Origin of the sequence: Nannocystis sp. (assembly GCF_016714285.1) — a bacterium.
GTDB lineage: Bacteria > Myxococcota_A > Polyangia > Nannocystales > Nannocystaceae > Nannocystis.
The window spans coordinates 250,947-272,988 of record NZ_JADJNN010000002.1; the positions used below are offsets into that span (position 1 = coordinate 250,947).

Annotated in this window: 14 protein-coding genes; 7 read left to right on the forward strand and 7 right to left on the reverse strand. The window is 70.8% G+C overall.

Annotation, left to right across the window (positions count from 1 at the left end):
- Positions 1–233 precede the first annotated feature (233 nt).
- Positions 234–1,136 (forward strand): hypothetical protein, encoded by a 903-nt coding sequence (locus IPJ59_RS05245; protein WP_293249491.1) that lies wholly within the window; start codon positions 234–236, stop codon positions 1,134–1,136.
- 7 nt (positions 1,137–1,143) lie between these two features.
- Here the strand turns inward: IPJ59_RS05245 and IPJ59_RS05250 are convergent, their stop codons facing one another.
- Positions 1,144–1,800, reverse strand: a complete 657-nt coding sequence (locus tag IPJ59_RS05250; protein WP_293249488.1) for an MBL fold metallo-hydrolase — start codon at positions 1,798–1,800, stop codon at positions 1,144–1,146.
- An 84-nt stretch (positions 1,801–1,884) separates the two neighbouring features.
- On the opposite strand from IPJ59_RS05250, the gene IPJ59_RS05255 reads away from it, so the two are divergent.
- On the forward strand, positions 1,885–3,948 hold the full coding sequence (locus tag IPJ59_RS05255; RefSeq protein ID WP_293270013.1) for an ATP-dependent helicase: 2,064 nt from the start codon (positions 1,885–1,887) through the stop codon (positions 3,946–3,948).
- A gap of 1 nt (position 3,949) precedes the next feature.
- Here IPJ59_RS05255 and IPJ59_RS05260 read toward each other — a convergent pair whose 3' ends face one another.
- Both IPJ59_RS05260 and IPJ59_RS05265 read right to left on the reverse strand, forming a co-directional pair.
- The gene (locus IPJ59_RS05260) at positions 3,950–4,288 is read right to left on the reverse strand and encodes a hypothetical protein (RefSeq protein ID WP_293270015.1); all 339 of its coding nucleotides are present in this window, start codon (positions 4,286–4,288) and stop codon (positions 3,950–3,952) included.
- Positions 4,289–4,332: 44 nt separating this feature from the next.
- A complete protein-coding gene (locus tag IPJ59_RS05265; RefSeq protein ID WP_293249480.1) occupies positions 4,333–5,199 on the reverse strand; it encodes a class II glutamine amidotransferase in 867 nt (288 codons plus the stop codon).
- 194 nt (positions 5,200–5,393) lie between these two features.
- Here IPJ59_RS05265 and IPJ59_RS05270 point away from each other — a divergent pair, with 194 nt between their 5' ends.
- The 4 genes from IPJ59_RS05270 (at position 5,394) to IPJ59_RS05285 (ending at position 11,034) form a co-directional block, all read left to right on the forward strand.
- Complete coding sequence (locus IPJ59_RS05270) at positions 5,394–7,214, forward strand: acyl-CoA dehydrogenase (protein WP_293270017.1); 1,821 nt, start codon at positions 5,394–5,396, stop codon at positions 7,212–7,214.
- 52 nt (positions 7,215–7,266) lie between these two features.
- The gene (locus IPJ59_RS05275) at positions 7,267–8,496 is read left to right on the forward strand and encodes a sensor histidine kinase (RefSeq protein WP_293249474.1); all 1,230 of its coding nucleotides are present in this window, start codon (positions 7,267–7,269) and stop codon (positions 8,494–8,496) included.
- Complete coding sequence (locus IPJ59_RS05280) at positions 8,493–10,259, forward strand: DUF3369 domain-containing protein (protein WP_293249471.1); 1,767 nt, start codon at positions 8,493–8,495, stop codon at positions 10,257–10,259. Before IPJ59_RS05275 ends, IPJ59_RS05280 begins: the two co-directional genes overlap by 4 nt.
- A gap of 85 nt (positions 10,260–10,344) precedes the next feature.
- The gene (locus IPJ59_RS05285) at positions 10,345–11,034 is read left to right on the forward strand and encodes a hypothetical protein (RefSeq protein ID WP_293270018.1); all 690 of its coding nucleotides are present in this window, start codon (positions 10,345–10,347) and stop codon (positions 11,032–11,034) included.
- Between the two features lie 18 nt (positions 11,035–11,052).
- On the opposite strand, the gene IPJ59_RS05290 is transcribed toward IPJ59_RS05285, so the two are convergent.
- Both IPJ59_RS05290 and IPJ59_RS05295 read right to left on the reverse strand, forming a co-directional pair.
- Positions 11,053–12,342, reverse strand: coding sequence for a hypothetical protein (locus tag IPJ59_RS05290; protein WP_293270020.1), 1,290 nt, complete (start codon positions 12,340–12,342; stop codon positions 11,053–11,055).
- Between the two features lie 135 nt (positions 12,343–12,477).
- Entirely contained in the window at positions 12,478–12,921 is a 444-nt protein-coding gene (locus IPJ59_RS05295) for a Fur family transcriptional regulator (protein ID WP_293249465.1), read from the reverse strand.
- 56 nt (positions 12,922–12,977) lie between these two features.
- Here IPJ59_RS05295 and dcd point away from each other — a divergent pair, with 56 nt between their 5' ends.
- Complete coding sequence (gene dcd / locus IPJ59_RS05300) at positions 12,978–13,544, forward strand: dCTP deaminase (protein ID WP_293249462.1); 567 nt, start codon at positions 12,978–12,980, stop codon at positions 13,542–13,544.
- Between the two features lie 15 nt (positions 13,545–13,559).
- On the opposite strand, the gene pbpC is transcribed toward dcd, so the two are convergent.
- Both pbpC and IPJ59_RS05310 read right to left on the reverse strand, forming a co-directional pair.
- The gene (pbpC, locus tag IPJ59_RS05305; protein ID WP_293270022.1) at positions 13,560–16,019 is read right to left on the reverse strand and encodes a penicillin-binding protein 1C; all 2,460 of its coding nucleotides are present in this window, start codon (positions 16,017–16,019) and stop codon (positions 13,560–13,562) included.
- 27 nt (positions 16,020–16,046) lie between these two features.
- The gene (locus IPJ59_RS05310) at positions 16,047–21,794 is read right to left on the reverse strand and encodes an alpha-2-macroglobulin family protein (protein ID WP_293270024.1); all 5,748 of its coding nucleotides are present in this window, start codon (positions 21,792–21,794) and stop codon (positions 16,047–16,049) included.
- Between the last annotated feature and the right edge of the window lie 248 nt (positions 21,795–22,042).

The window sequence follows — 22,042 nt, forward strand, 5'->3', positions numbered from 1 at the left end:
ATGCCACGAGATCAAGATCGATGACCGCGCGTGGCGAGTGACACGAGGCCGACGGAACGTGATCGCTGGTGACCAATGCCGAGGTGATCGACCGGACCTGCATCGGACCCGGAGCGGCAAGGTCCCTGCGCGGGCTGCCGGAGCCCTCGCAACACGCGAAAAGCCGCGCACATTCCCGGGCCTGATGGGCGCCAGGGCTGGCCAGCTTCGCCCGCGTTGGGCACCATGAGACCATGCGTCGCGTCGTCCCGGAGCTCGCCCTCGCCGCGTCGCTGGCGGCCCCTGCCCTCGCCCGCGCCCAGGTGCCGGCAGAGGTCGCGCCGGTGCCGGTGCCCGCGTCGGCGACGAATGAGCCCGCCGCGAACGAGCGGGCGCCGACGCTGATCGAGGTCGAGGCGCCCGCCGTGGAGGCGCCGACCCCGGCGCCCGCCCCGGTCGCTGTTCAGGTCGAGCCCGCTCCCGTGGCGAGCCTGCCGCCAGCGCCGATTGGCCCGCCGACGAGCGCCGCGTCTGAGATCTCCCCGCCGCGACCGCGGCTGCAGCTGAGCGCCGGCCTCGTGCTCGGGCCGCACGCGGTCGGTGAGGGCGACTGCCAGAGCGGTGACGGGTATGACCAGTGTCAGCACCGCGGCAACTTCCTCGGGGCGGGCGCGACGATCGAGCTGCGCGCGCAGCTGTTCAAGGCGCTGTACCTGCACGCCCGCGGGATCATGGTCGGCAACGTGCGGCCGCGGCCCTACGCGGTGCACAGCGGCCTGGCCGGCGCGGGTCTCGGGCTCGGGGCCTACTCGCGGCTGGCCTTCATCCGCGGCGAGTACATGCTGCTGCCCGCGTTTGGCCCGAGCACCTACGTGCCGCCCTTCTACAACAAGCAGGTCGCGCGCGACGACTACGGCCTGCACGCGGGCATGATCAGCGGCGGCCTGCACAAGTACGTCTCGGCGCGCACGGCGATCGAGGCGTGGGCCGGGCTGGTGGTCGGGCCGAGCTCGCACCGTCAGACGGTCACCGAGCAGGCCTCCGAGCGGCGCGTGCTCATCAGCTTCATGATCAACCTCGGCATGGCCTTCGACCTCGTGTTGGCGAGGGGCTATGTGCCGCCGCCGAAGCAGCCGCGGCAGCGTCGGCAGTGGTGAGCGGCGATCAGCGCGGCGCGGGGATCTGCTTGTAAGCGCAGAAACTGGCGAGAGTGTCGGCCCGCAACGCCGGGTTGTGGGCGAACTCCCAGGCCAGGGTGCTGGTCGGCGTCTTGCCGTAGTCGTGGCCGGGGTAGAGGCGGGCGTGCTCGGGCAGGCCGCCGAGGCGGCGCTGCAGGGTGTCGAGCATCGCCCGCGGATCGGCCGCGCTGCCGCACGAGCCGACGAAGAGCACGTCGCCGGTGATCACGGCGGCGGGCTCCGGGACGAACCAGCACACGCAGCCCGGCGTGTGCCCCGGGGCGTAGATCGCCCGCACCGCGGCGGCGCCGAGGGGGACCCACTCGTCGTCGGTGACCGCAAGGACATGGGGCGCGTGAACGCGCGCCGCTGCCAACTCGAGCGGGTGACAGCGGACCGTCGCACCGGTGAGCTCGGCGGCCTCGTCGAGCCCGGCGACGTGATCGTCGTGCGTGTGCGTGAGGAAGATCGTCGTGACGCGCCAGCCGCGGCGGGTCGCCTCGCGCAGCAGGCGGTCGACCTCGAAGGCGGGGTCGACGAGCGCCGCCTCACCGGTGCGTGGGCAGCCGATGACCTCGCAGAAATTCTGCAACAGCCCGACCTCGAGCTGTACAACCTCCAGCGGCGACGCCGACGCGTCCACGCGGGGACCTTAGGCACACCCGCTCGCGGCATTCAAGGCTTGTCGGCGCGGTGCGTGTGGTCCTACAAGGAGCGCCTGCCACGGATGGATCTCAGCGGCCTCAACCCGGATCAGCGCAAGGCCGTCACCTGCACCGCGGGGCCGCTGCTCGTGCTCGCGGGCGCCGGCTCGGGCAAGACCCGCGTCATCACCCACCGGGTCGTGTACTTGCTCGAGCGCGGGGTGCCGGCGGAGAGCATCGTGGCGCTGAGCTTCACCAACAAGGCGGCCGACGAGATGCGCGAGCGGCTGCACCGGATGGTCGGCAAGGCCGCGGACGCGCTGGTGCTGGGCACCTTCCACAGCCTCGGGGCGGCGATGATGCGCGAGCAGCCGGACCCCTTCGGCGTGCCGAAGCGCTTCTCGATCCTCGACCAGGGCGACGTGTACGGGGTGGTCCGCGGGGTGCTGCGCGAGCTCGGGCACCACGGAGCGGGCGCCGACCGACGCTTCGACCTCGGGGCGATCGTACAGCGCATCTCGCTGTGGAAGAACGAGTTCATCACCCCGGCCGCGTCGCTGGAGCTCGACCACGAGAGCGACTACGACGAGGTCGCGGCCGAGGTCTACGCGCCCTACGAGGACCGCCTGAAGACCCTCGGCTCGGTCGACTTCGACGACCTGATCTGCCGGGTGGCCCACGTGCTCGAGGCCGACGCGCAGGCGCGGGCCTACTGGCAGGCCAAGTTCGCGTACGTGATGGTCGACGAGTATCAGGACACCAACCGGGCCCAGTTCGAGATGGTGCGTCGGCTGGCGGGCGCGCGCGAGAACCTGTGCGTGGTCGGCGACGACGACCAGGCGATCTACGGCTGGCGCGGCGCCAAGGTGGCCAACATCCTCGGCTTCGATCTGTACTTCCCGAAGGCGGTGACGATCAAGCTCGAGCAGAACTACCGCTCCTTCGCGCCGATCCTCCGCTGCGCCAACGAGCTGATCGGCAACAACCGCACGCGCCACGACAAGAAGCTGATCCCACAGCGGCGCGGCGGCGAGAAGGTGCAGCTGGTGGTCGCCTCCGAGGGCGACCAGGAGAACCGCTGGGTCGGCAAGAAGATCTACCGGCTGATCCACGAGGGCGGCGTGCGGCCCGAGGACATCGCGGTGCTCTACCGATCGTCGCGCCAGTGCGACCCGGTCGAGGCGCTGCTGCAGGAGCATGGGATCTCCTACCGCGTGCTCGGCGGACAGGCCGTCTACGACAAGAAGCAGGTCAAGGATGTCCTCGCCTACTTCAAGATGATCGTCGCACCACAGGACGACCTGGCGGCCCGCCGCGCCGTCGACGTGCCGTCGCGCGGGGTCGGGCTCAAGAGCCTCGAGCGACTGACGGACTTCGCCCGCCACCACAATGTCTCGCTGATGGAGGCGATGCACCGCAGCGCCGAGATCCCCGAGCTGCCCGCGCGGGCGGCCCCGGCGATCGCCCAGTTCTCGGCCCAGATCAAGCGCGCGCAGGCCCACTTCTACGCCAGCGGCTCGGGGCTCGGGGCGCTGCGCAGCCTGGTCGACGCGGTCGGGCTCAAGGAGGCGATGCTGCGCGAGGGTGGCGGCAGCGAGGCGGCGGCGGCCCGCTGGGACAGCGTCGAGTGGATGTACGAGAGCCTCGGGCGCTTCGAGCAGCGCGCCCGCAACAAAGGCGGACGGACGCGCTGGCAGGAGTTCTTCCAGGCGATGAACCAGGACAACAAGCAGGACGAGCCCGAGGCCGGCGGACGCGGCCAGGTGACCCTGGCGACGATGCACAGCGCGAAGGGTCTCGAGTGGCCGCACGTGTTCATCATCGGCTGCGAGGAGGGCACGATGCCGCACAAGCGCGTCGCGGCGCCGCGGATCAGCGACGCGATCGCCGGCGACATCGAGGAGGAGCGGCGCCTGTTCTACGTGGCGATCACGCGGGCCCGCGACCAGCTCTACATCACCCGCGCCGCCATGCGCCTCGAGCGCGGCGCCGAGGTCCCGCGCAAGCCGAGCCGCTTCATCGAGGAGCTGTCCGCGCCCGACCTCCACGTCTACGAGATCGCCCGCGAGGAGCGGCTCAGCGGCGCCGACGTGCAGTCGATGGCCGACGCCTTCCTGGCTCGCCTCAACGCGGGCCCCAGCACGTAGCTCAGTACTGGGGCGTGAGGTCGCAGCGGTCCTGCTGCTCGCGCAGCTCCGCGAAGCAGGCGCTGTCGCCCGGCCCCGCGATCCCGGCGACCGCCGCCGCAAGCTCGTCGCACGCGACCGCGCTGAGGCACTCGAGCGCCGCCAAGGACGCCTCGCCGCAGGCGCTGTCCTCGAGCGGACGCTCGTCGGCCCGGCACTTGCGCTCGCACTCGGCGGGGTCGCCCGCTGCGTAGCCGTCTGGTACGCAGGTGACCCGCCGCGGACAATAGTCGGCGCAGAGCTCCTCGACATCGGCCCGCCGCGACTCGAGCGGCTGGTCGCGGCAGGCCGCCAGCAGCATCGCCGCACCCAGGCAAGGCCCCAGGCAAGGCCGGATCTGGCGCGTCATGTGGCGCTCCCGGGCGCGGGCGGTGGGAAGCGCTGGACCTGCATGCGCGCGTCGACGCCGATCATCTCGTGCGGGCGCAGCTCCTCCCAGACATTGTCGCCGTCGAGTGGTTCGCTGGAGAGGACGAGGTGGCTGACGAAGCCGTTCTCGGCGGCGCGCTCGCACTCCGGGGCGAAGTGCGGGCAGGTGTCGCGGTCGGGGCAGCGGCGCTTGTGGGTGCTGACGTGGAGCTCCTTGCCGCCCTGGTGCGCGAGCATCGCTAGGCCGTTGGTGAGGACAAAGGAGAGGTAGGTGCGGTGCGGCGGGCCGGCGTTGTCCTCACAGAGCGGACCGACGAGCGTGGAGATCTCGGCGACCGCCTCGCGCACGGACTCGGCGATCGCGGCCAGCGGGAAGCCGGGGCGGTGCAGCTCGCAGCGCTGCGCCATCTTGCCGAGGACGAGGTAGAAGATGACCTCGCTGTCGGTGGTGCCGAGGATGAAGCGGCGCAGCACCGGGGGGATGCGTGCGAGCAGGTCGTCGCGCACGTCGGCGAAGCCCTCGATGTTGCCGTTGTGGGCGAACACCCAGTGCCCGTACTGGAACGGGTGGGTGTTGATCGGCGAGAGCTCGCCCTGGGTGGCCTTGCGCAGGTGCGCCAGCACGGTCTCCGAGGTGACGATGCCCGACACGTGCTTGAACAGCTGGTCGCCGAAGGCCGCCGAGGCGCCCTTGATCACGTGCGGAGCCTGGGCCACGTAGTAGGCGACGCCCCAGCCGTCGGGGTGCCGCTCGCTCTGCCGCATGAAGGCGTTGTCAGCGCTCACGAGGCTGCGGTGCACCTGGCTCTGCATCACCGAGCGAAATCCGAAGATCCGACACATGAGATGGCCGCCAGCGTACTGCGAAACGCCGGTCCGTGGCGACAAACCGGGGAGCCGGCGGCCCCTGCGGCTCCTGCGGCCCATGTGGGGAGCCCGCGACCTGCACACAGACATTGACAAGCCTGGCGAAATTCGGAAAAAAGAGCGGCACCGTGTCGGGCCTACGCCCGCTGTGAACAACGTTCGAGGCCCTCGTGAGCAACGCCCAGCACTACAAGAGCAACCTCCGCGACATCTTCTTCAACCTGTTCGAAGTGCTGCGGGTCGACGAGAGCATCCTCGGCAAGGGCGAGTTCGCGGGGATGGACGCCGAGACCGCCCGGGCCACGCTCGAGGCTTACAACGAGTTCTGCGCCCGCGAGCTGGCGCCCAGCTGGGTGGCGTCCGACCGCATCCCGCTGACCCTCGACGCCGACGGCAACGTGGCGATCCCCGAGCCGCTCAGGCGCTCGCTCAAGGCGCACCACGACAACGAGTGGCACCTGCTCGGCCTGCCCGAGCGCGTCGGCGGCACCGGTGCGCCGGCCGTGGTGGCGTGGTCCAGCTTCGAGCTGAGCGCCGCGGCCAACGCGACGGCGGCGTTCTACATGCTCGGCACGGTGATCGCCCGCGTGATCGAGGACCTCGGGACCGAGGCGCAGAAGCGGCGCTTCCTGAGGCCGATGATCGACCGCAACTGGGGCGCCTCGATGGTGCTCACCGAACCCGACGCCGGCAGCGACGTCGGGGCCGGTCGCACCAAGGCCCGTCAGGTCGACGGCGACCTCTACGAGATCGAGGGCGTCAAGCGCTTCATCACCAACGGCGACTTCGACGGCACCGAGAACATCATCCACCTGGTCCTCGCCCGCCCCGAGGGCCACGGCCCCGGCACCAAGGGCCTGTCGATGTTCATCGTGCCCAAGTTCTGGGTGAACGAGGACGGCAGCCTCGGCGCGCGCAACGGCGTCTACTGCACCAACATCGAGCACAAGATGGGCCTCAAGGGCTCGGCCACCTGCGAGCTCACCTTCGGCGAGCGCGGCCCGGCCCGCGGTCTGCTGGTCGGCGGCGTGCACGAGGGCATCCGTCAGATGTTCCACGTCATCGAGCACGCGCGCATGGCCGTCGGCTGCAAGTCGATGGCGACGCTGTCGACCGCCTACCTCAACGCCCTCGAGTTCACCAAGATCCGCGTCCAGGGGGCCGACCTGCTGCGGGCCACAGACAAGGCCGCCCCGCGCGTGCGCATCATCCAGCACCCCGATGTTCGCCGCATGTTGATGCTGCAGAAGTCGTTCGCCGAGGGCATGCGCGCGCTGTGCCTGTACACCGCGTCGATCCAGGACGAGGTCACCCTCGCCGGCGGCCACGGCAACGTCGCCGCAGGCGAGCTCGACCGCGTCAACGACCTGCTGCTCCCGCTGGTCAAGGGCTACTGCTCGGAGAAGGTGTACGAGCTGCTGGCGACGTCGCTGCAGTGCTACGGCGGATCCGGCTACGTGCAGGACTATCCGATCGAGCAGTACATCCGCGACCAGAAGATCGACACGCTCTACGAGGGCACGACCCACATCCAGGCGCTCGATCTGTTCTTCCGCAAGGTCGCCCGCGACGGCGGGGAGACCCTGCGCGCGCTGTTCGGCCGGGCCCAGGCGACCCTCGCCGAGGTCGACCCAGCGGGCCCGCTGGGCGTCGAACACGCCGCCCTCTCACGCGCCCTCGCCGATCTCCAGGGCCTCTACGGGGCGATGCTCGCCAAGCTCGGCGAGTCGCTCTACCACGTCGGCCTGCAGGGCAACCGCGTCCTGTTCGCCACCGCCGAGGTCGTGATCGGCTGGCTGCTGCTGCGCCAGGCCGTGGTCGCCGCGGCTGCCCGCCCCACCGCCAGCGAGGCCGACCGCGACTTCTACGACGGCAAGCTCGCGGCGGTGCGATTCTACGCGCGCAACGTGCTGCCCGGCGTCACCCTGGCGCGCAAGCTCGCGGAGCAGAGCACGCTCGAGCTGATGGATGTGCCCGAGGCGGCGTTCTGAGGCCCCACGGCCCTTGTCGTTGTATTCGCGGCCGGCGTAGCATGACGCTCCCGTGGATCCGGCGCTGACGACCCTCCATCGACTGCTCGAAGAGCACGCCGATGAGATCATCGACGACGGCACCGCGTGGGTGCGCGCCGAGTCGCATGCCGACCTGTCCTCGCGGCCATACGCGGAGACGCGGGGGCTGGTCGCCCAGTGCCTGCACTTCTACCGCGCCCACATCTTCGCCGGCGACACCGGACCGCGCGAGGCCTTTATCGAGGTGGTCACCTCGAACCGCTCGAACCTGAAGTTCAGCGTGTCGACGCTGCTGCGCGGCTTCCTCAGCTTCCGCGAGGCGATGACGCGCCTGCTCGCGCGTTTGGAGCTGCCGGCCGAGCAGGCGCTGGCGATCGTGCGGCGCATCGACGTGGTCTCGTTCGAGGCCTCGTTCCGCACCGCCGACATCTACGTCGCCAAGCTCAACCGTGTGCTCGACGCGACCCGCGAGGAGCTGATCCGCAAGGACAAGCTCGCCGCGCTCGGCGGGCTGGTGGCCGGCGTCGCCCACGAGATCAACACGCCGCTCGGCGTCGCTGTCACCGCGGCCTCGCTGGTCGCCGACCGCCTGCACGAGGTCGAGGCAGCCTTCACTGCCGGCACGCTGCGCCGTCAGGACCTCCAGCAGGGGCTGATCCATGCCCAGGAGGCCGCGCGCATGACCCTCGGCAACCTCCGCCGCGCCGCCGGTATGGTCGGCAACTTCAAACAGATCGCCGTCGACCAGACCAGCGAGGCCCGCCGCGAGGTCGCGCTCGGGCCCTACGTGCGCGAGGTGGTCGCCAGCCTGGGGCCGATGTACCGCCGCACGCCGCACCGCGTGCTCGTCCAGGTGCTGCAGGACGTCGAGCTCACCACCTTCGTCGGGGCGATCTCCCAGGTGTGCACCAACCTGGTCCACAACGCGCTGATGCACGCCTTCCCGGGCGAGCGACCTGGCCAGATCACGCTGACGGTGGACCGCCAGGGCGACGGCGGGGCCCTGCTCATCTGCCGGGACGACGGCGCCGGCATGGATGCCCAGGTGCTGCGGCGGATCTACGAGCCCTTCTTCACCACCCAGCGCGGCCGCGGCGGCAGCGGACTCGGCATGCACATCGTCCACAACCTCGTCACTGACCTGCTCGGCGGATCGATCGCCGTCGAGTCGAGCCCTGGCCAGGGCACCGCGGTGACGATCCAACTCCCTAATTTGAGCGCCGAGGTCGACTTGGCCGCGCAAGCTCCGGAGCGCCCGTGACGACGAGCGACCCCGATCTGCTGGTCTTCGCCGACGACGAGGTCCGCGCGCCGGAGCCCGCCAGCGCGCGCGTGTGGAAGCTGCTGGTCGTCGACGACGAGCCCGAGATCCACGACATCACCCGCCTCGCGCTCGGCGGCCTGCGCATCGACGGCCACCCCCTGGCGATCCTGTCGGTGAGCTCGGCGACCGCCGCCCGCGTGGTCCTGCAGGCCCACCTCGACATCGCGATGATCCTGCTCGACGTGGTGATGGAGTCGGAGAACGCCGGCCTCGAGCTGGTGCGATGGATCCGCGGCGAGCTCGCCAACTCGCGGGTGCGCATCGTCCTCCGCACCGGTCAGCCCGGCCACGCGCCCGAGCAGCGGGTGATGTTCGACTACGACATCAACGACTACCGCGACAAGACGGAGATCACGGCCCAGCGCCTGACCACCACCGTCATCGGCGCGGTCCGATCGTACCGCGACCTGTGCACGATCGAGTCGCACAAGGCCGGCCTCGAGCAGATCGTCCACGCCAGCGCGGCGCTGTTCGAGCAGCAGTCCGTCGACAAGTTCATCACCGGCGTGCTCGCCCAGCTGTCGGCGCTGGTCAGCCCGCAAGAGAGCGCGATGTTCTTCCAGGGCCGTGAGCTCGGCCTCGACATGGCAACCGCCGCGCCGACGGTGGTCGCCGGCACCGGCCGCTTCCAGGCCCACGTCGGCCACCCGGTCAGCCACGTGGTCGAGGAGGAGGTGTGGCAAGACATCACGACGATGCTCTGCACCCGCAAGCCGGTGCTGCGGCGCAGCTACAACATCTTCGGCATCTTCGGGCTGGCCAGCGACGAGGAGATGTGGGCGGCCGTGTTCATGGAGGGGCTCGGCGAGCTGAGCGCGTGGGACCAGCGGCTGATCGAGCTGTTTTGTCAGAACGCGTCGGTGGCGCTCGACAACCACCGCCTGCACCACCGCCAGACCGCGCTGATGGGGGCCTTCGCCCGCTTCGTGCCGCAGCGCCTGCTGGCCCTGCTCGGCCGCGATGACGCGACCCAGGCCGACCTCGGCGACCAGATCCAGCGCGAGATGACGGTCGTGTTCGTCGACCTGCGCGCGTTCACCAGCCGCGCCGAACAACAGAGCCCGGCCGCCACCTTCGAGTTCCTCAACACCTACTTCGCCGCGATCGTGCCGGAGATCCACGGCAACGGCGGCGTCGTCGACAAGTACCTCGGCGACGGCCTCATGGCCCTGTTCCCGGACGCCCCCGCGGCCGCGGTCCAGGCCGCCCTCGGCGTCGTCGAACGCAGCCGCGAGCTCGGCGCGGGCGTCGGCGTCGGTGTCCACCTCGGCCCCGTCACCCTCGGCCTCGTCGGCGCCGCCGGACGCATGGAGTCCACCGTGGTCTCCGACTCCGTCAACATCGCGGCCCGCATCGAACGCCTGACCCGCCGCTTCGGCGCCGACCTCCTGATCAGCGGCGCGGTCCAGGCCCAGCTGCCGCCCTCGCTGCAGACCGACACGAGGCCGCTCGGCGACTACCTGGTCCCCGGCAGGCGCCAGCCGGTCGATGTCTACGAGGTCTTCGCCGGCGAGCCACACGAGCTGCGGGCGGTCAAGCGAGCCACTCGCGCGGTGGTCATGGCCGCGGTCGCCAGCATGAGCGCCGGCGAATTTACGGCCGCGTCGGCGGCCCTGGCGGAGCTGCTGAGCGCCTGTCCCAACGACCAGGTCTTGCCGGCGCTGATCGACGAGTGTCGACGCCGCGAAGGCCGGGCCTGAACGCTCTGTCGCGCGCAGCGAGGGGGCAGGTCGCGACTTGTGGCGCGGCTGCGGCCTGATATCCTCGCGCGCGAGGATCTCCACCATGCGCCTGCTCTGCACCTGCATCGCCCTGTTCACGCTCGCCTGTCAGGGCGCATCCAATTCAGGCCCCGCGAGCGACGTCAGCAAGGCCCCGCCGCCGCCCGAGTCGTCGGCCAAGCCGCCAGCGATCACCGGCAACCCGCACGCCCCGGGTGAGCCGCGCGCCAGCGCCACCACGCGCGCCCCGATCAACCCGCAACCGATCACACCCAGCGGCCAGCTGCGCCCCGAGACGATCGAGGGCCTCGCTGCCCAGGTGCCCGGTGAGTGGACGCGAAAGCCCGGCTCCAACGCGATGCGCCTGGCCGAGTTCACGATCCCCGGGCCCGGCGGCGAGGTCACGCTGGTGGTCTCGCGCTTCGCCGGCGGCGGCGGCGATGCGGCCTCCAACGTCAACCGCTGGAAGACCCAGTTCACCAGGCCCGACGGCAGCCCGGTCGAGGAGGCCAACCAGAAGACCAGCGTGCGCGGCAGCCTCACGGTGACGACCGTCGACATCGTCGGCACCAACATCGCCGCGGTGACGCCCGGCTCGCCGGAGCGCTACCACGAGCCCGACTCGCGGCTGCTCGCTGCGATCGTCGAGGGCGCCGGAGATCCCTTCTTCTTCAAGGCCGTCGGCCCCGCGAAGACCCTCGACGTGTGGGAGCCGGCCTTCCGCAGCTTCGCCGATTCGATCGCACCCGGGTGACCTGTCCCGAAGGACAGCCTAAAGGTCACCCCACACGGCGCTGACGAGGTCGGTGTAATCGTCGCCGGCGCAGCCGTTGGCGTCGGGTGGGCATGAGTTCGAGACGACGCCGACGACCTTGAGCGACCCGTTCACGGTCGCACCACCATCGACCGGCGTGAACTCGCCGAGGAGGTCGACGATCGCGCGGTCGAAGCCCGCGAGGTCGACGTCGGCGATGCCGTAGGTGCTGAGGAAGTCGCCGGCGGCGACGCTGTTGGCGTATGCCGCGGGGATGTGGAGCACCGCGCTGGCGAGGGTGCCGTCGGCCGCGGGGATGCCCTGCAGCTCGACCGGGAAGCTGCCGCTCCAGCGCTCGTCGCCGCTGCTCACGCTGAGCTCGACCGGGAAGCGCAGCTGGCCGATCACCTCGCCCTCGTAGACAGCGCAGGCGATCGCGTCGGCCGGCAGCTCGCCGATGCCGAGCGTGAGCGACTGCGGGGCGCCGCCGTCCCAGGCGATCTGCAGGTCGGCGGCGCTGCTCACGAGCGCGTGCACGTCGGCCGCGGAGAAGGCCGCGAAGTCGTCAGCCGGTCCGACCGGCACCTCGCCGTACTCGCAGGCCGCGGCGTTCACGGGCCAGCGGGCGACATCCATGAACGTGGCCGCGGTGATGTCTCCGTCCGTCACCTCGACCACCGATGTGATCCCGCCGAACAGACCGCCGGCGAAGATCCCCAGGTCGAGCGCGAGCGGACCGACCTTCACGCCCTCCGGCTCGACCTCGCTGAGCTTGAAGCTACCAGCCAGCTCGGCCAGCTCGAGCTCGTGGCGCACGAAGGCCACGCGCGCCGTGCTCGCCTGCAGCGGCGCCGTGAAGGTCTCGGCGAAGCCACCGCCGCTGCTCGCGAGCATGACCTCGACGTCGACCTCGACCCGATCGCTGCAGCCGGAGCCGGGACCGTCGAGGAGCTCCTCCGTGGGCTCCGGCTCCGAGTGGATGTAGCGCGCCTCGCCGCCGCTGTGGTCGATCACGACCGACAGCGTCGCCTCACCGCTCTCGGGCCCGAAGCTGACCTTGGCGATGCTCTCGTCGATGCCCGTGCCCCAGACCATGTCGGCCTCGCGCGGACCCTCGGCGAGCGCGATCAGCTGGTTCGGCGAGAAGCCGAGCGCGGTCGCTGCCTGGAGGTCGTCGATCACGGTGACGGTCTCGACACAGCCGTTGCCGCTGGCCTCCTCACCGCCGTCATCCAGCTTGGAATCCGGCTTGGGGTCGCAGGCAGGGGCGAGGAGGACGAGGCCGAGGAGGGGGGAGAAGCTGCGCATGGTGGGGCCGCGAGTGCGAGATATGTGCCAACGAAAAGTAGGGCTTGGTGCCCACCAGGGACCATTCTGGGGCCGTCCGGGCGGCGCTGCTGCCCTGGCCTGGCAGCGCTGTCAGGCTCGCAAAACTGCGCCGCCTCACCCGCACTGGGTGCACTGGCCCTTGATCAAGATCTCCGAGATGCTGCTGACGACGGACTTGGTCGAGCCAGGCGCCGGGGTGAGCTTGACGCGGACCTGGGACAGACAGGTGACCTCGCCGCACTGCGTGCAGACGAAGTGCGGGTGCTCGGGGTGCAGCGCCTGGTTGGGCCCGCGCAGCTCGAAGCGCCACACGTTGTCGCCGAGGTTGATCCGGCTGAGCAGGCCGGCGCGAGTAAGGTCGATCAAGTTGCGGTAGATCGTCGCCGCGTCGTAACCGTGACCGACCAGCGCCTCGACCAGCTCGCCGTGGCTGAGCGGGACCTTGGTCGCCTGCAGGTGCTCGAGCACCGCCACCCGCGGACCCGTGCTGCGCAGCCCGGCGTCGCGGATCACCTCGCGGAGCGGCTCGAGCGAGGCGCGGGCTTTCAAGCGCGGCATGTCCGACGCCAGGCTACCACGAGCCCCCGTGAATTGTGGTATTCGGGCGCCCGCGCATGAGCATCAAAGCCGACCGATGGATCCGCCGGATGGCGCAGGAGCACGGGATGATCGACCCCTTCGAGCCGGGCCAGGTCCGTCGCGTCGGAGACAAGGCGATCGTCTCCTACGGGACCTCGAGCTACGGCTACGACGTCCGCTGCGCGCCTGAATTCAAGATCTTCACCAACATCAACTCGGCGATCGTCGACCCGAAGCACTTCGACCAGAACAGCTTCGTCGACGTGGTCGGCGAGACCTGCATCATCCCGCCCAACTCGTTCGCGCTGGCCCGCACGATCGAGTACTTCCGGATCCCCCGCAACGTGCTCACGATCTGCGTCGGCAAGTCGACCTACGCGCGCTGCGGCATCATCGTCAACGTGACGCCGCTCGAGCCCGAGTGGGAGGGCCACGTCACGCTCGAGTTCTCCAACACGACGCCGCTGCCCGCCCGCATCTACGCCAACGAGGGCGTGGCGCAGATGCTCTTCTTCGAGTCCGACGAGCCCTGCGACACCTCGTACCGCGACCGCGGCGGCAAGTACCAGGGCCAGCGCGGCGTGACCCTGCCGCACACTTGAGACGCGAGCGCACGCTCAGCGCACGCTGAAGCGCACCGGCTCGAGGCGGGCCGCGAGCCGCGGGTCGGCCGGACGGGCGAGCACCTCGTGGTCGCCCGGCGTGGCGGCGATGCGGACCTCGTAGGGCCAGGCGCTGCGCGCCGCGACCCTACCGTCGACCACGAACTCGAGCTCGCCGAGCGCACGCGCGGCCGCCTCACCGCCCGCGGCCAGCTCGGCGCGCAGCTCGATGGTCTGGCGCTCGGCGCCGTGCAGGCCCAGCGCGAACACGCTGCCCGGCGTCGGCGCGAGCAGGCGCAGCAGGGGCACCTCGTCACCGACCGCGGCGCAGCCCGGCACGCGCGAGCGCGGCAACCAGGGCCGGCCATAGGGATCTGGCGTGGCACCGGCGGCGCTCCGCTCGGCCAACCAGGCGTCGAAGGCCGCCGGGAACACGACCGCGACCTCGCGCCCCTCGGGGTCGCAACGCAGACCGGCTGGCGCCCGCGAGTCACGGCGCACGTGCACGTGCACGTCACATGTCCCTTCGGGCAGGTGGTCGGCGAGAAAGGGACGCGTGGCCCGCTCGTCGCAGGCGGGCCCGGCGGGCAGACCCGAGAGCGGGCAGACCTCGACCTGCACGAGCAGGCCGGCGTCCCAGAGCGGGGCGCGCTGCGGCACCTCGTCCATCGCGCGGGCCATGACGTCGGCGAACAGCGGCCCGGCCCCACCGGCGCCGGTGAGGCGGTCGGTGGGAGATCCATCGGCGTTGCCGAGCCACACTGCGACGGTGCGCTCGCGCGTGTAACCGACGGTCCATGTATCGCGGTAACCGGAGGATGTGCCGGTCTTGATCGCCGCCGGGTAGGGCATCGTGAAGGGACCGCGGCCGTGAAGACCACGCACGCGGGCCAGCGGGTCGGCGAGGGTCTCGGAGAGCAACGCGGCGACGGCAGGGTCGATCGCCGCGACGAGGTCGGCGGGACGTCCGAGCTCCTCGACGTCGTCGACCGTGAAGCGTAGCGGCGCGTAACCACCGCCGCGCGCGAGGGTCGCGTAGGCGGCCGCGAGCTCGCGCAGCTCGACCTCACCGCTGCCGAGCGCGAGCGCCAGACCGTAGTGGTCGGCGCGCTGGTCAAGGCTGGCGAAGCCGACGGCGTGCAACAGGTCGAGCAGCGCCTGCGGGCCCTGCTCGGCGGCGAGGCGGACCGCCGGGATGTTGAGCGACCCGGCCAGCGCCTCACGTAGCGAGATCGGGCCCTCGAAGCCGTGGTCGAAGTTCTCCGGCGTGTACACCCCGCCCGGCTCCGCGAAGCTGGTCTCCACGTCGGCGGTCATCTCGGCCGCGCTGCGACCGTCGGCGAAGGCCAGCGCGTACACGAAGGGCTTGAGCGTCGAGCCCGGCTGCCGACGCGCCCGCGCCATGTCGACCTGGCCGTCGATGCGCACGTCGTGGAAGTCAGCGCTGCCGACGTAGGCGAGCACCTCGCCGCTGTCATTGTCGACGACGATCACCGCGGCGTCGCTGGCCCCGCGCTCCGCGATGCTGGCCAGGTGCGTGCGCGTCAGCCCCTCGACGGCCCGCTGCAACTCCACGTCGATGGTGGTGATCGTCGCGGTACCGGCTGTCCCATGGGACAGCCGACCCTCGGCCCGCAAGGTCTCGACCAGGTGCGGCGCGAGGAAAGGGTGAATCAGCGGACGCAGCTCGATCGGCTCGGCCTCGGCCCGCTGCTGCTCACGCGCGCTGAGGTGGCCGTCGGCGTGCAGCTTGGCCAGCAGCGCCCGCTGGCGCAGCGTGACGCGCTCGGGGTGGTTGTAAGGATCGAGGAAGGACGGCGCGCGCGGCAGCACGGCGATGAACGCCGCCTGGGCCCAGCTGAGGTCCTTGCTGGCGACGCCGAAGTAGGCCCGCGCGGCCGCCTCGGGGCCGACCAGGCCGTGACCGTAGGGCAGTCGATTCAGGTACTCGCGGAGGATCTGCCGCTTGCCGAGCGTCTCCTCGAGGTTCTGCGCGCGCGCGGCCTCACTGAGCTTGTCAGCGACGCCGCGGGCTCGCGGGACGCCGCGGCTGTCGAGCAGCTTGACGAGCTGCTGGGTGATCGTGCTCGCGCCAGAGACCATTCGAGCGTGGCGGATGTTCTGCGCCGCGGCGCGGGCGATCGCCCGCCCATCGACGCCGCCGTGGGCGAAGAAGTCGGCGTCCTCGCTGCTCAGCGTGGCCTGGATCAGGCGCGGGCCGATCGCCTCCAGCTCGAGCGGCTGGCCGCGCAGGCCGGCCTCGCTCGGCAGCTCGCGCAGCAGCAGGCCGTGGCGGTCGAGCACGCGATGGCCCTCGTGCCAGCGATCGGCCAGCGCGGCCGCGGGGTCGCCGGCCCGCGCGCGCACCAGCGACCAGGCGCCACAGCTGGCCGCCACGGCGACGGCTGTCCCGAGGGACAGGCGCAGGAGCCCGCGCCGAAGGCGGCGCAGGCGAGTCACGGTGGTCGTGGTCATGGCGATCCAACGCGCCGCGAGGGCGGCTTACTTCACCGTCACGCTGCCGGTCGAGCTGTAGCCGAGGCTGTCGCCGACGTACATGAACTCGGCGACGGCGGGCGGCAGCACGAAGGTGCCCGGGGTCGAGGCGCGCACGAGATAGGTGGCCAGCACGCGCTCGCCCCAGACCCGATCGAAGTAGATGTGCACGCGATCGTCGCGCAGCTCGATGAAGCTCGCGTCGCTGCCCCCGTAGCGCAGCATGTCGGCGAAGGGGTGGGCGTCGGTGACCTCCGGCGCGCGCGCGACGGTCCACAGGTCCGGCTGGATCGGCTCGAAGCCGGCGGGCAAGCGGTCGGTGACGGCGAGGTAGTTCATCTCGCTCGAGTCGAGGTCGCCGAGCGGCAGGTCGGCCAACAGCGCGACGCGCACCACCTGTCCCGGCTTGACCGCGGCGAGGTCGATCGCCTCGCCGCGCGCGTCGGTGAAGACGCGGTAGATGTCGGGCCCACGGATCGCGCTCGTCGCCGCGAGGCCCTTCGCGTCGGAAAGCTCGCGCTTCCAGGCGCCGCGGACGATGAAGGCCAGCGCCGCCTTGCTGTCGCTCGCCAGGCGCAGCGGGGTGTCCTTGCCGCGCAGCTCGGCGACCGGGATGTGGAACTCCTGGCTGCCGCCGCCGATGTCCTTGAAGGCGACCAGGGGCGCGTCGCCGAGGCTGACGGTGAAGGCCGCGCCGCCGCTGGCCTCGCCGCGGATCTGCTCGGCCACCGCCATCAGCGAATAGGCGGTCCCCTGGGTGGTGTACGACTCGGTCTCGCCAGCGAGCGCCTGCACCAGACGGGAGGCCAGAGCGCCGGGGCGCAGACGGCCGAGGGCGATCGCGGCCTGCGCGCGCGAACGAGTGCTCGAGCCGTAGTAATAGAAATCGCTGTTGCTGCGCTTCTTGATCAGCCTGGCGTCCTTGTCGAACGCGGCCTCGACCTCGTCGAGCAGCGTCTTCACGCGGTCCTCCTGGCCAGGCAGGCTGTTCAGCGCGATCGCCAGGCTGGCCAGGCCGAACACCCCCTGGTCGCCCTTGCGATCGTAGAGCGCGTCGGCGCTGCTGGCCGGCAGGCTATCGAGCTCGGCCAGCGAGAGGGCGATCGCCGCCTGCACCTCGGCCTCGATGCCGTCGCTGAGCAGGCGATCTTGCAGGTACTCCTGCACCGACTCGAGCAGACCGTCCGGGATACGCACGTTGGCCCGCTTCGCCGACACCAGGGCGCGCGCGGCGTAGGCGGTGCCGTACACGTTCGGCGAGCTGTCGCCCGGCCAGTAGGCGAGGCCGCCGCTGCTCGTGCGCATGGTGGCGAGGCGCTTGAGCCCGGCGTCGATGCGCTTGTCGAGCTCCTCCTGCGACATGCCGGTGAAGCCGATGCGCGGGAGGATGTCCTTGGCGGCCAGCAGCGGCAGCGTGCCCGAGGTGGTCTGCTCGACGCACCCGTGCGGGTAGTCGAGCAGGAACTGCATGCGCGCGCCGAGCTCGGGCCACAGGTGTTGACCGACCTGCACGGTGACGAACTCATCGTCGCCGCGACCGACCAGCACGCTCTGCGGGACCTGCATGTCGACGCGCTGCTCACCGACGAAGGCGCCGGTGAGGTGCGGCCGCTCGGCGACCCCGGGCTGGTCGACGGGGATCGACTGCACGACCGCGTCGCGGACCTTGTCGCTGCCGTCCTTCACCGCGAAGTCGAGCTTGAGCTCGCCCGGCAGCTGCGCCGTCATCGGGAAGCCGACCCGCAGATGGCCCTGCGCCGCCACCTGCACCGCCTGCTCGCCGTCGTTCAGGCGCACCTTCGCGGACAGCGGCTGGTCCGTGTTGTTGTGCACCATCGCCGCGACCTCGAAGCTGTCACCGACAGCGGCGAAGCGCGGCACCACCGGCACCATCATCACCGGACGCCGCACCGTGAACTCGCCCTCGGCGCCGACGCCCTTGCCCTCGCCGTCGATGACCACGGCCATCATGCGGAAGCGGGTCAGGTTGTCGGGCAGCGTGAAGCTGGCGGTCGTGCGCCCCTGGCTGTCGGTGCGCAGGTCGGGCTTCCAGAAGGCCGTCTGCACGAAGTTCTTGCGCGCGTTGGAGGTGGTGGCCGAGCCGTCGCCCGCGCCATCGCCCGCGCTGTTGCTGTGGTCGAGGAGCGCGGCGAGGCGGTCGCGCGTGTCGCTGACCTCGAAGCGCAGCGGCTGACCGGGGCGCAGCGCGGTGGCCGGGTCGGCGGCGTGGAAGTTGGTCATGCGCAGGATGCCCTCGTCGACCACCGCCAGCGCGATCTCTGCGTTGGCGACGGCCTTGCCCTTGTCCTTGACCTCGATCGAGACCGTGACCTCCTCGCGCGGCTCGTAGACCGCGCGGTCGCTCTTGACGACCGCGGCCAGGCGCACATCGTCGAGCGCGACGGGGATCCGCAGGGCGCCGATCTTCCAGTCAGTGCGCTCGTCGCCGCCGCCGATCGGCAGCAGCGTCACGGTCGCGTGGATGTAGGGCGCGTGCCCGGCGAGGATCGGCACCTCGAACACCTTGGCCGCCTCGTCGAGACGCATCACCTGGTGGCTCAGCACCCCGCCCTGCTCGAGCGTGAAGATCACCGTCGCCGAGGCGAAGGGGTTCTGGACCATCAGGCGCGCCGTCTCGCCGGGCGCGTAGCGGCCCTTGTCGGCGATGATGTCGAGGGTGCGCCCACGCGTCGGCACGGCCTTGCGCGCGCCGCCGCTGCCCCAGGCCCACAGTGAACTCTGCCCGCCGGCCTTGCCGTCGATCTCGGTGATCACCTCGTAGGAGCCGTTCTCCGTCGGCGTCAGGTCGCAGCTGACAGCCGCGTCGGCGCTGGTCGCCGTGCAGGTGCCGACCTCCTTGACCGTGCGCTGCCACTGGTAATCGTAGCCGCCGCCCTTCTGCGGCTTGCGGCTGTAGGTGTAGTCGATGAGGTTCAGCCGCGCGGTGATCGGCACGCCCGCGACCGGCCGGCCCTCGCGGTTCATCACCCCGAGCTGCACCGGCACCGCCACCCCGACGTCGCCCCAGGGCTTGGCGATCTTCACGCCCACGTAGCGCTCGCTCGGGTGCACGATCACGCTGTTGCGACCCGCGATGTGGCGGTACGAGGTGTCCGCCACGTCGGCCTCGAAGGTGAACTTCTGCGGGCCCACTGCATCACCGAGGTCGAGCTTCTGCGCGACCGCCAGCACTCCGTCATCTCCGAGCGTGCCCGAGCCCGCGCGCGACCAACCGCGCTCCTCCTCGCTGTCCTCGTCCCACCAGTCGTAGCTGTCGTCGCCGAAGCGGAAGCCCTGGTCGGTGAAGGGCCCCGGCGGCAGGTCGGCGGGCTCGCGGCTGAGGGTCCACTCGACGCTGGCCTTGTCCATCGCGGCGCCGAACAGGTACTTGCCGAGGACCTTGGCGCGCAACGTGTTGTTGGCGGCGAGGTTGGCGTCGACATCGACGGTGAAGCGCGGCGGCTCGAACTCGGCGACCTGGATCACGCTCTCCTCGAGCACCTTCTCGGGGTCGGCGGCCTCGGCGACGGCGATACGATGGCGACCGACGCGGGCCTCGGCCGGGATCGCGTACTCACCGGCGACGCTGCCCATGTCGTCGGTCACCAGCGCGAGGTCGGCGAGCGTATCGTCGGTCGGCCCGAGCACGCGCACGCGCACCGGCGTCGCCGCGAGCGGGACGATCTGCTCGCCGAGCTTGCGCCGCACGCTGGCCTTGATGAACACCTTGGAGCCCGGGCGGTAGATCCCGCGGTCCGTGATCACCATGGCCCGGCGGTCACCGAGCAGCGGCCCCGATTCGGCCGAGAGGTGGGGGAACAGCCGCGCGTCGCGGTTGCTGCGCTTGAGCGGGATCTGCAGCGTCGTGCCGCCCTCCGACACCATCAGCAGGCCCGTCTCCGCCTGGCTCACGCCGACCGGCAGCACCGCGAAGCCGTTGCGGTCCGTCAGGCGACCCGCCAGCGCCTCGCCGTTCAGCGAGAAGGCGGCGCCCGTGACCGGCTCGCCGGTGGCGAGGCGCGCGACGTGGACCAGCGTCGCGTCGGGCGTGACGTGGGTGTGCACCGCGAGCGCCTGCTCGTCGCCCGGCGTGACCAGCGTCAGCGGCGAGCGCGAGGCGCTCATCCACGACGGATACTTGACCGGCTGCGCGCCGAAAGCGGGGTCGTCGAGGACCAGCGAGAGGATGTAGTTCTTGCCCGGCTGCAGGTGCGCGAGCAGGTCGATCGAGGTCTTGACGAACTCGTTCTGCTTGGCCTCCGGGGCGAAGTCGATCGCGATCTCGGTCTGCTCGGTCGGCGTCTCGTGCTGCTCGACCTGGTTGCGGGCCTTCTTGAGCGCGTCGGCGGTGTCCTGCACCAGCCAGGCCAGGATGCGGCCCTTGCTGACGTTGCGGGTCGTCACCGTGAACGCGCGCGAGGCCGCGGCGTCGAGGATCAGCACGCCCTCCGGCATCGACACGCTCGCGGCCAGCGGCGCGGTGTTCACGGTCAGGTCCATCGCCGCGAAGCTGTTGCCGAAGTTGTCCTTCAGCCCGGGGATGCTGAAGGTGTATTGCGTGGACGGGTCGAAGGCGCCGGAGATCGACAGGCGCCCGGTGCTATCCCAGCTGCCGCCGCTCCACACGTTCATGTTGGCCACCGGCGGCCACACGTTGATCGCCGCGCGGATCGCCTTGTCAGTCACGGCCAGCGGGTTGGTGTACTCGAGCACGACCTCGCGGCCGTCGGTGCGCATCGTCGTGCCGCTCACCTCGCACACGCTGCGCTCGTAGGAGTACCCGCAGCTCAGCTTGGCCAGCGCGAGCGGACCGGCGATCGAATAGCGGCGGGTCGAGCCCTCGACCTCGATGGCGATGCCCTGACCCGGCACGAACTTGCCGGCGCCGCGCACCTCCACGACCTGCTTCGGGCTGACCGTGTAGCCCTCGAGGCGGTTGCTCTTGGCGTTGCTCAGCTTGACCGCGATCTCGGGCTCGGGCGTGTCCTTCTGCTCGTGGTCGGGGATGTTGTCGGTGACCACCGTGATCAGCTCGGCGGCCTGCTTGGGCGTGATCGGCTGGTCGAACACCACGCGGATCGCGTCGCTCGCGGCGATCTTCTTGCCCGAGTAGGGGAAGATCTCGACCATGCGCGGCTCGCCGGGCACGGGAATGTAGTCGATCACTTTGCCGGCGATCTCGATACGCGGGTCCGCGGTGAACTTGGCGGTCCAGGTCGCGAGCGCCACGTCGTCGGTGGTGCTCACGTCCGTGATGCTGATCGTGTAAGTCTGCTCCGGGTCGAAGGGCTTGGTCGCCGTGAACTCGAGCGTGTTGTTCGATGTCCACAGCGCCTTGCCTGCGACCGCGGGCTCGATCGTCACCACGCCCGCGGCGACCGGCTGCGACTTGCCCGACTTGAGCGGCTTGGCCAACTTGACCGGCCGGTTGAACACGACGCGCACGGTCTGACCCTCGACTTCAAACTTGTCGCCACCCTCCTCGATGCGCGGCGACTGCACGCGAAAGCCAGTGTTCGGGTCGCTGTCATCCGTCGCCGCGATCTCGAGGGCCGGACGCTGACGCCGACCCTCCGGGCCCGGCGGAAACACCAGCGGACCGCGGGCGTCAGGCACCACCCGTGCGAGGGTCCCCGCGCCGTTGTCGGGCTCCTCGCCGCTCACTTCAGGCGTCGACGGCTTCGGGGTACAGGCGAGCGCCGCCAGGAACAGCGGAGAGACAGCGATAATTCGACGATGCGTGCGTGGAGCCATGGCGGGCGGCAATTGTGCAAGACTGGGCGCTGGCGAGAAAGCCGAGGAGTTACGCAGCGCTGCGCGTGTATGCGCGTCAGGGGCCGCGAGCGCTTGCTCGTCGAGACCAATAATGTCACGAATCGTCACATTCAGCCTCGGCCATCACCGCATTGGTGGCTACACAGCGGCCTTCATTCGTGATGTTACGCATTGTTGCAGACCCCGGCGGCCACCTGCGGGTGCGTGAACAGCGTCAGCACACGCTT

What these genes read in the sequence shown, in the direction of transcription:
- IPJ59_RS05245 (WP_293249491.1), top strand. Translation starts at nt 234, where the DNA reads ATGCGTCGCGTCGTCCCGGAGCTCGCCCTCGCCGCGTCGCTGGCGGCC.
- IPJ59_RS05255 (WP_293270013.1), top strand. Translation starts at nt 1,885, where the DNA reads ATGGATCTCAGCGGCCTCAACCCGGATCAGCGCAAGGCCGTCACCTGC.
- IPJ59_RS05260 (WP_293270015.1), bottom strand. Translation starts at nt 4,288, where the DNA reads ATGCTGCTGGCGGCCTGCCGCGACCAGCCGCTCGAGTCGCGGCGGGCC.
- IPJ59_RS05265 (WP_293249480.1), bottom strand. Translation starts at nt 5,199, where the DNA reads ATGTGTCGGATCTTCGGATTTCGCTCGGTGATGCAGAGCCAGGTGCAC.
- IPJ59_RS05285 (WP_293270018.1), top strand. Translation starts at nt 10,345, where the DNA reads ATGCGCCTGCTCTGCACCTGCATCGCCCTGTTCACGCTCGCCTGTCAG.
- IPJ59_RS05290 (WP_293270020.1), bottom strand. Translation starts at nt 12,342, where the DNA reads ATGCGCAGCTTCTCCCCCCTCCTCGGCCTCGTCCTCCTCGCCCCTGCC.
- IPJ59_RS05295 (WP_293249465.1), bottom strand. Translation starts at nt 12,921, where the DNA reads ATGCCGCGCTTGAAAGCCCGCGCCTCGCTCGAGCCGCTCCGCGAGGTG.
- dcd (WP_293249462.1), top strand. Translation starts at nt 12,978, where the DNA reads ATGAGCATCAAAGCCGACCGATGGATCCGCCGGATGGCGCAGGAGCAC.
- pbpC (WP_293270022.1), bottom strand. Translation starts at nt 16,019, where the DNA reads ATGACCACGACCACCGTGACTCGCCTGCGCCGCCTTCGGCGCGGGCTC.
- IPJ59_RS05310 (WP_293270024.1), bottom strand. Translation starts at nt 21,794, where the DNA reads ATGGCTCCACGCACGCATCGTCGAATTATCGCTGTCTCTCCGCTGTTC.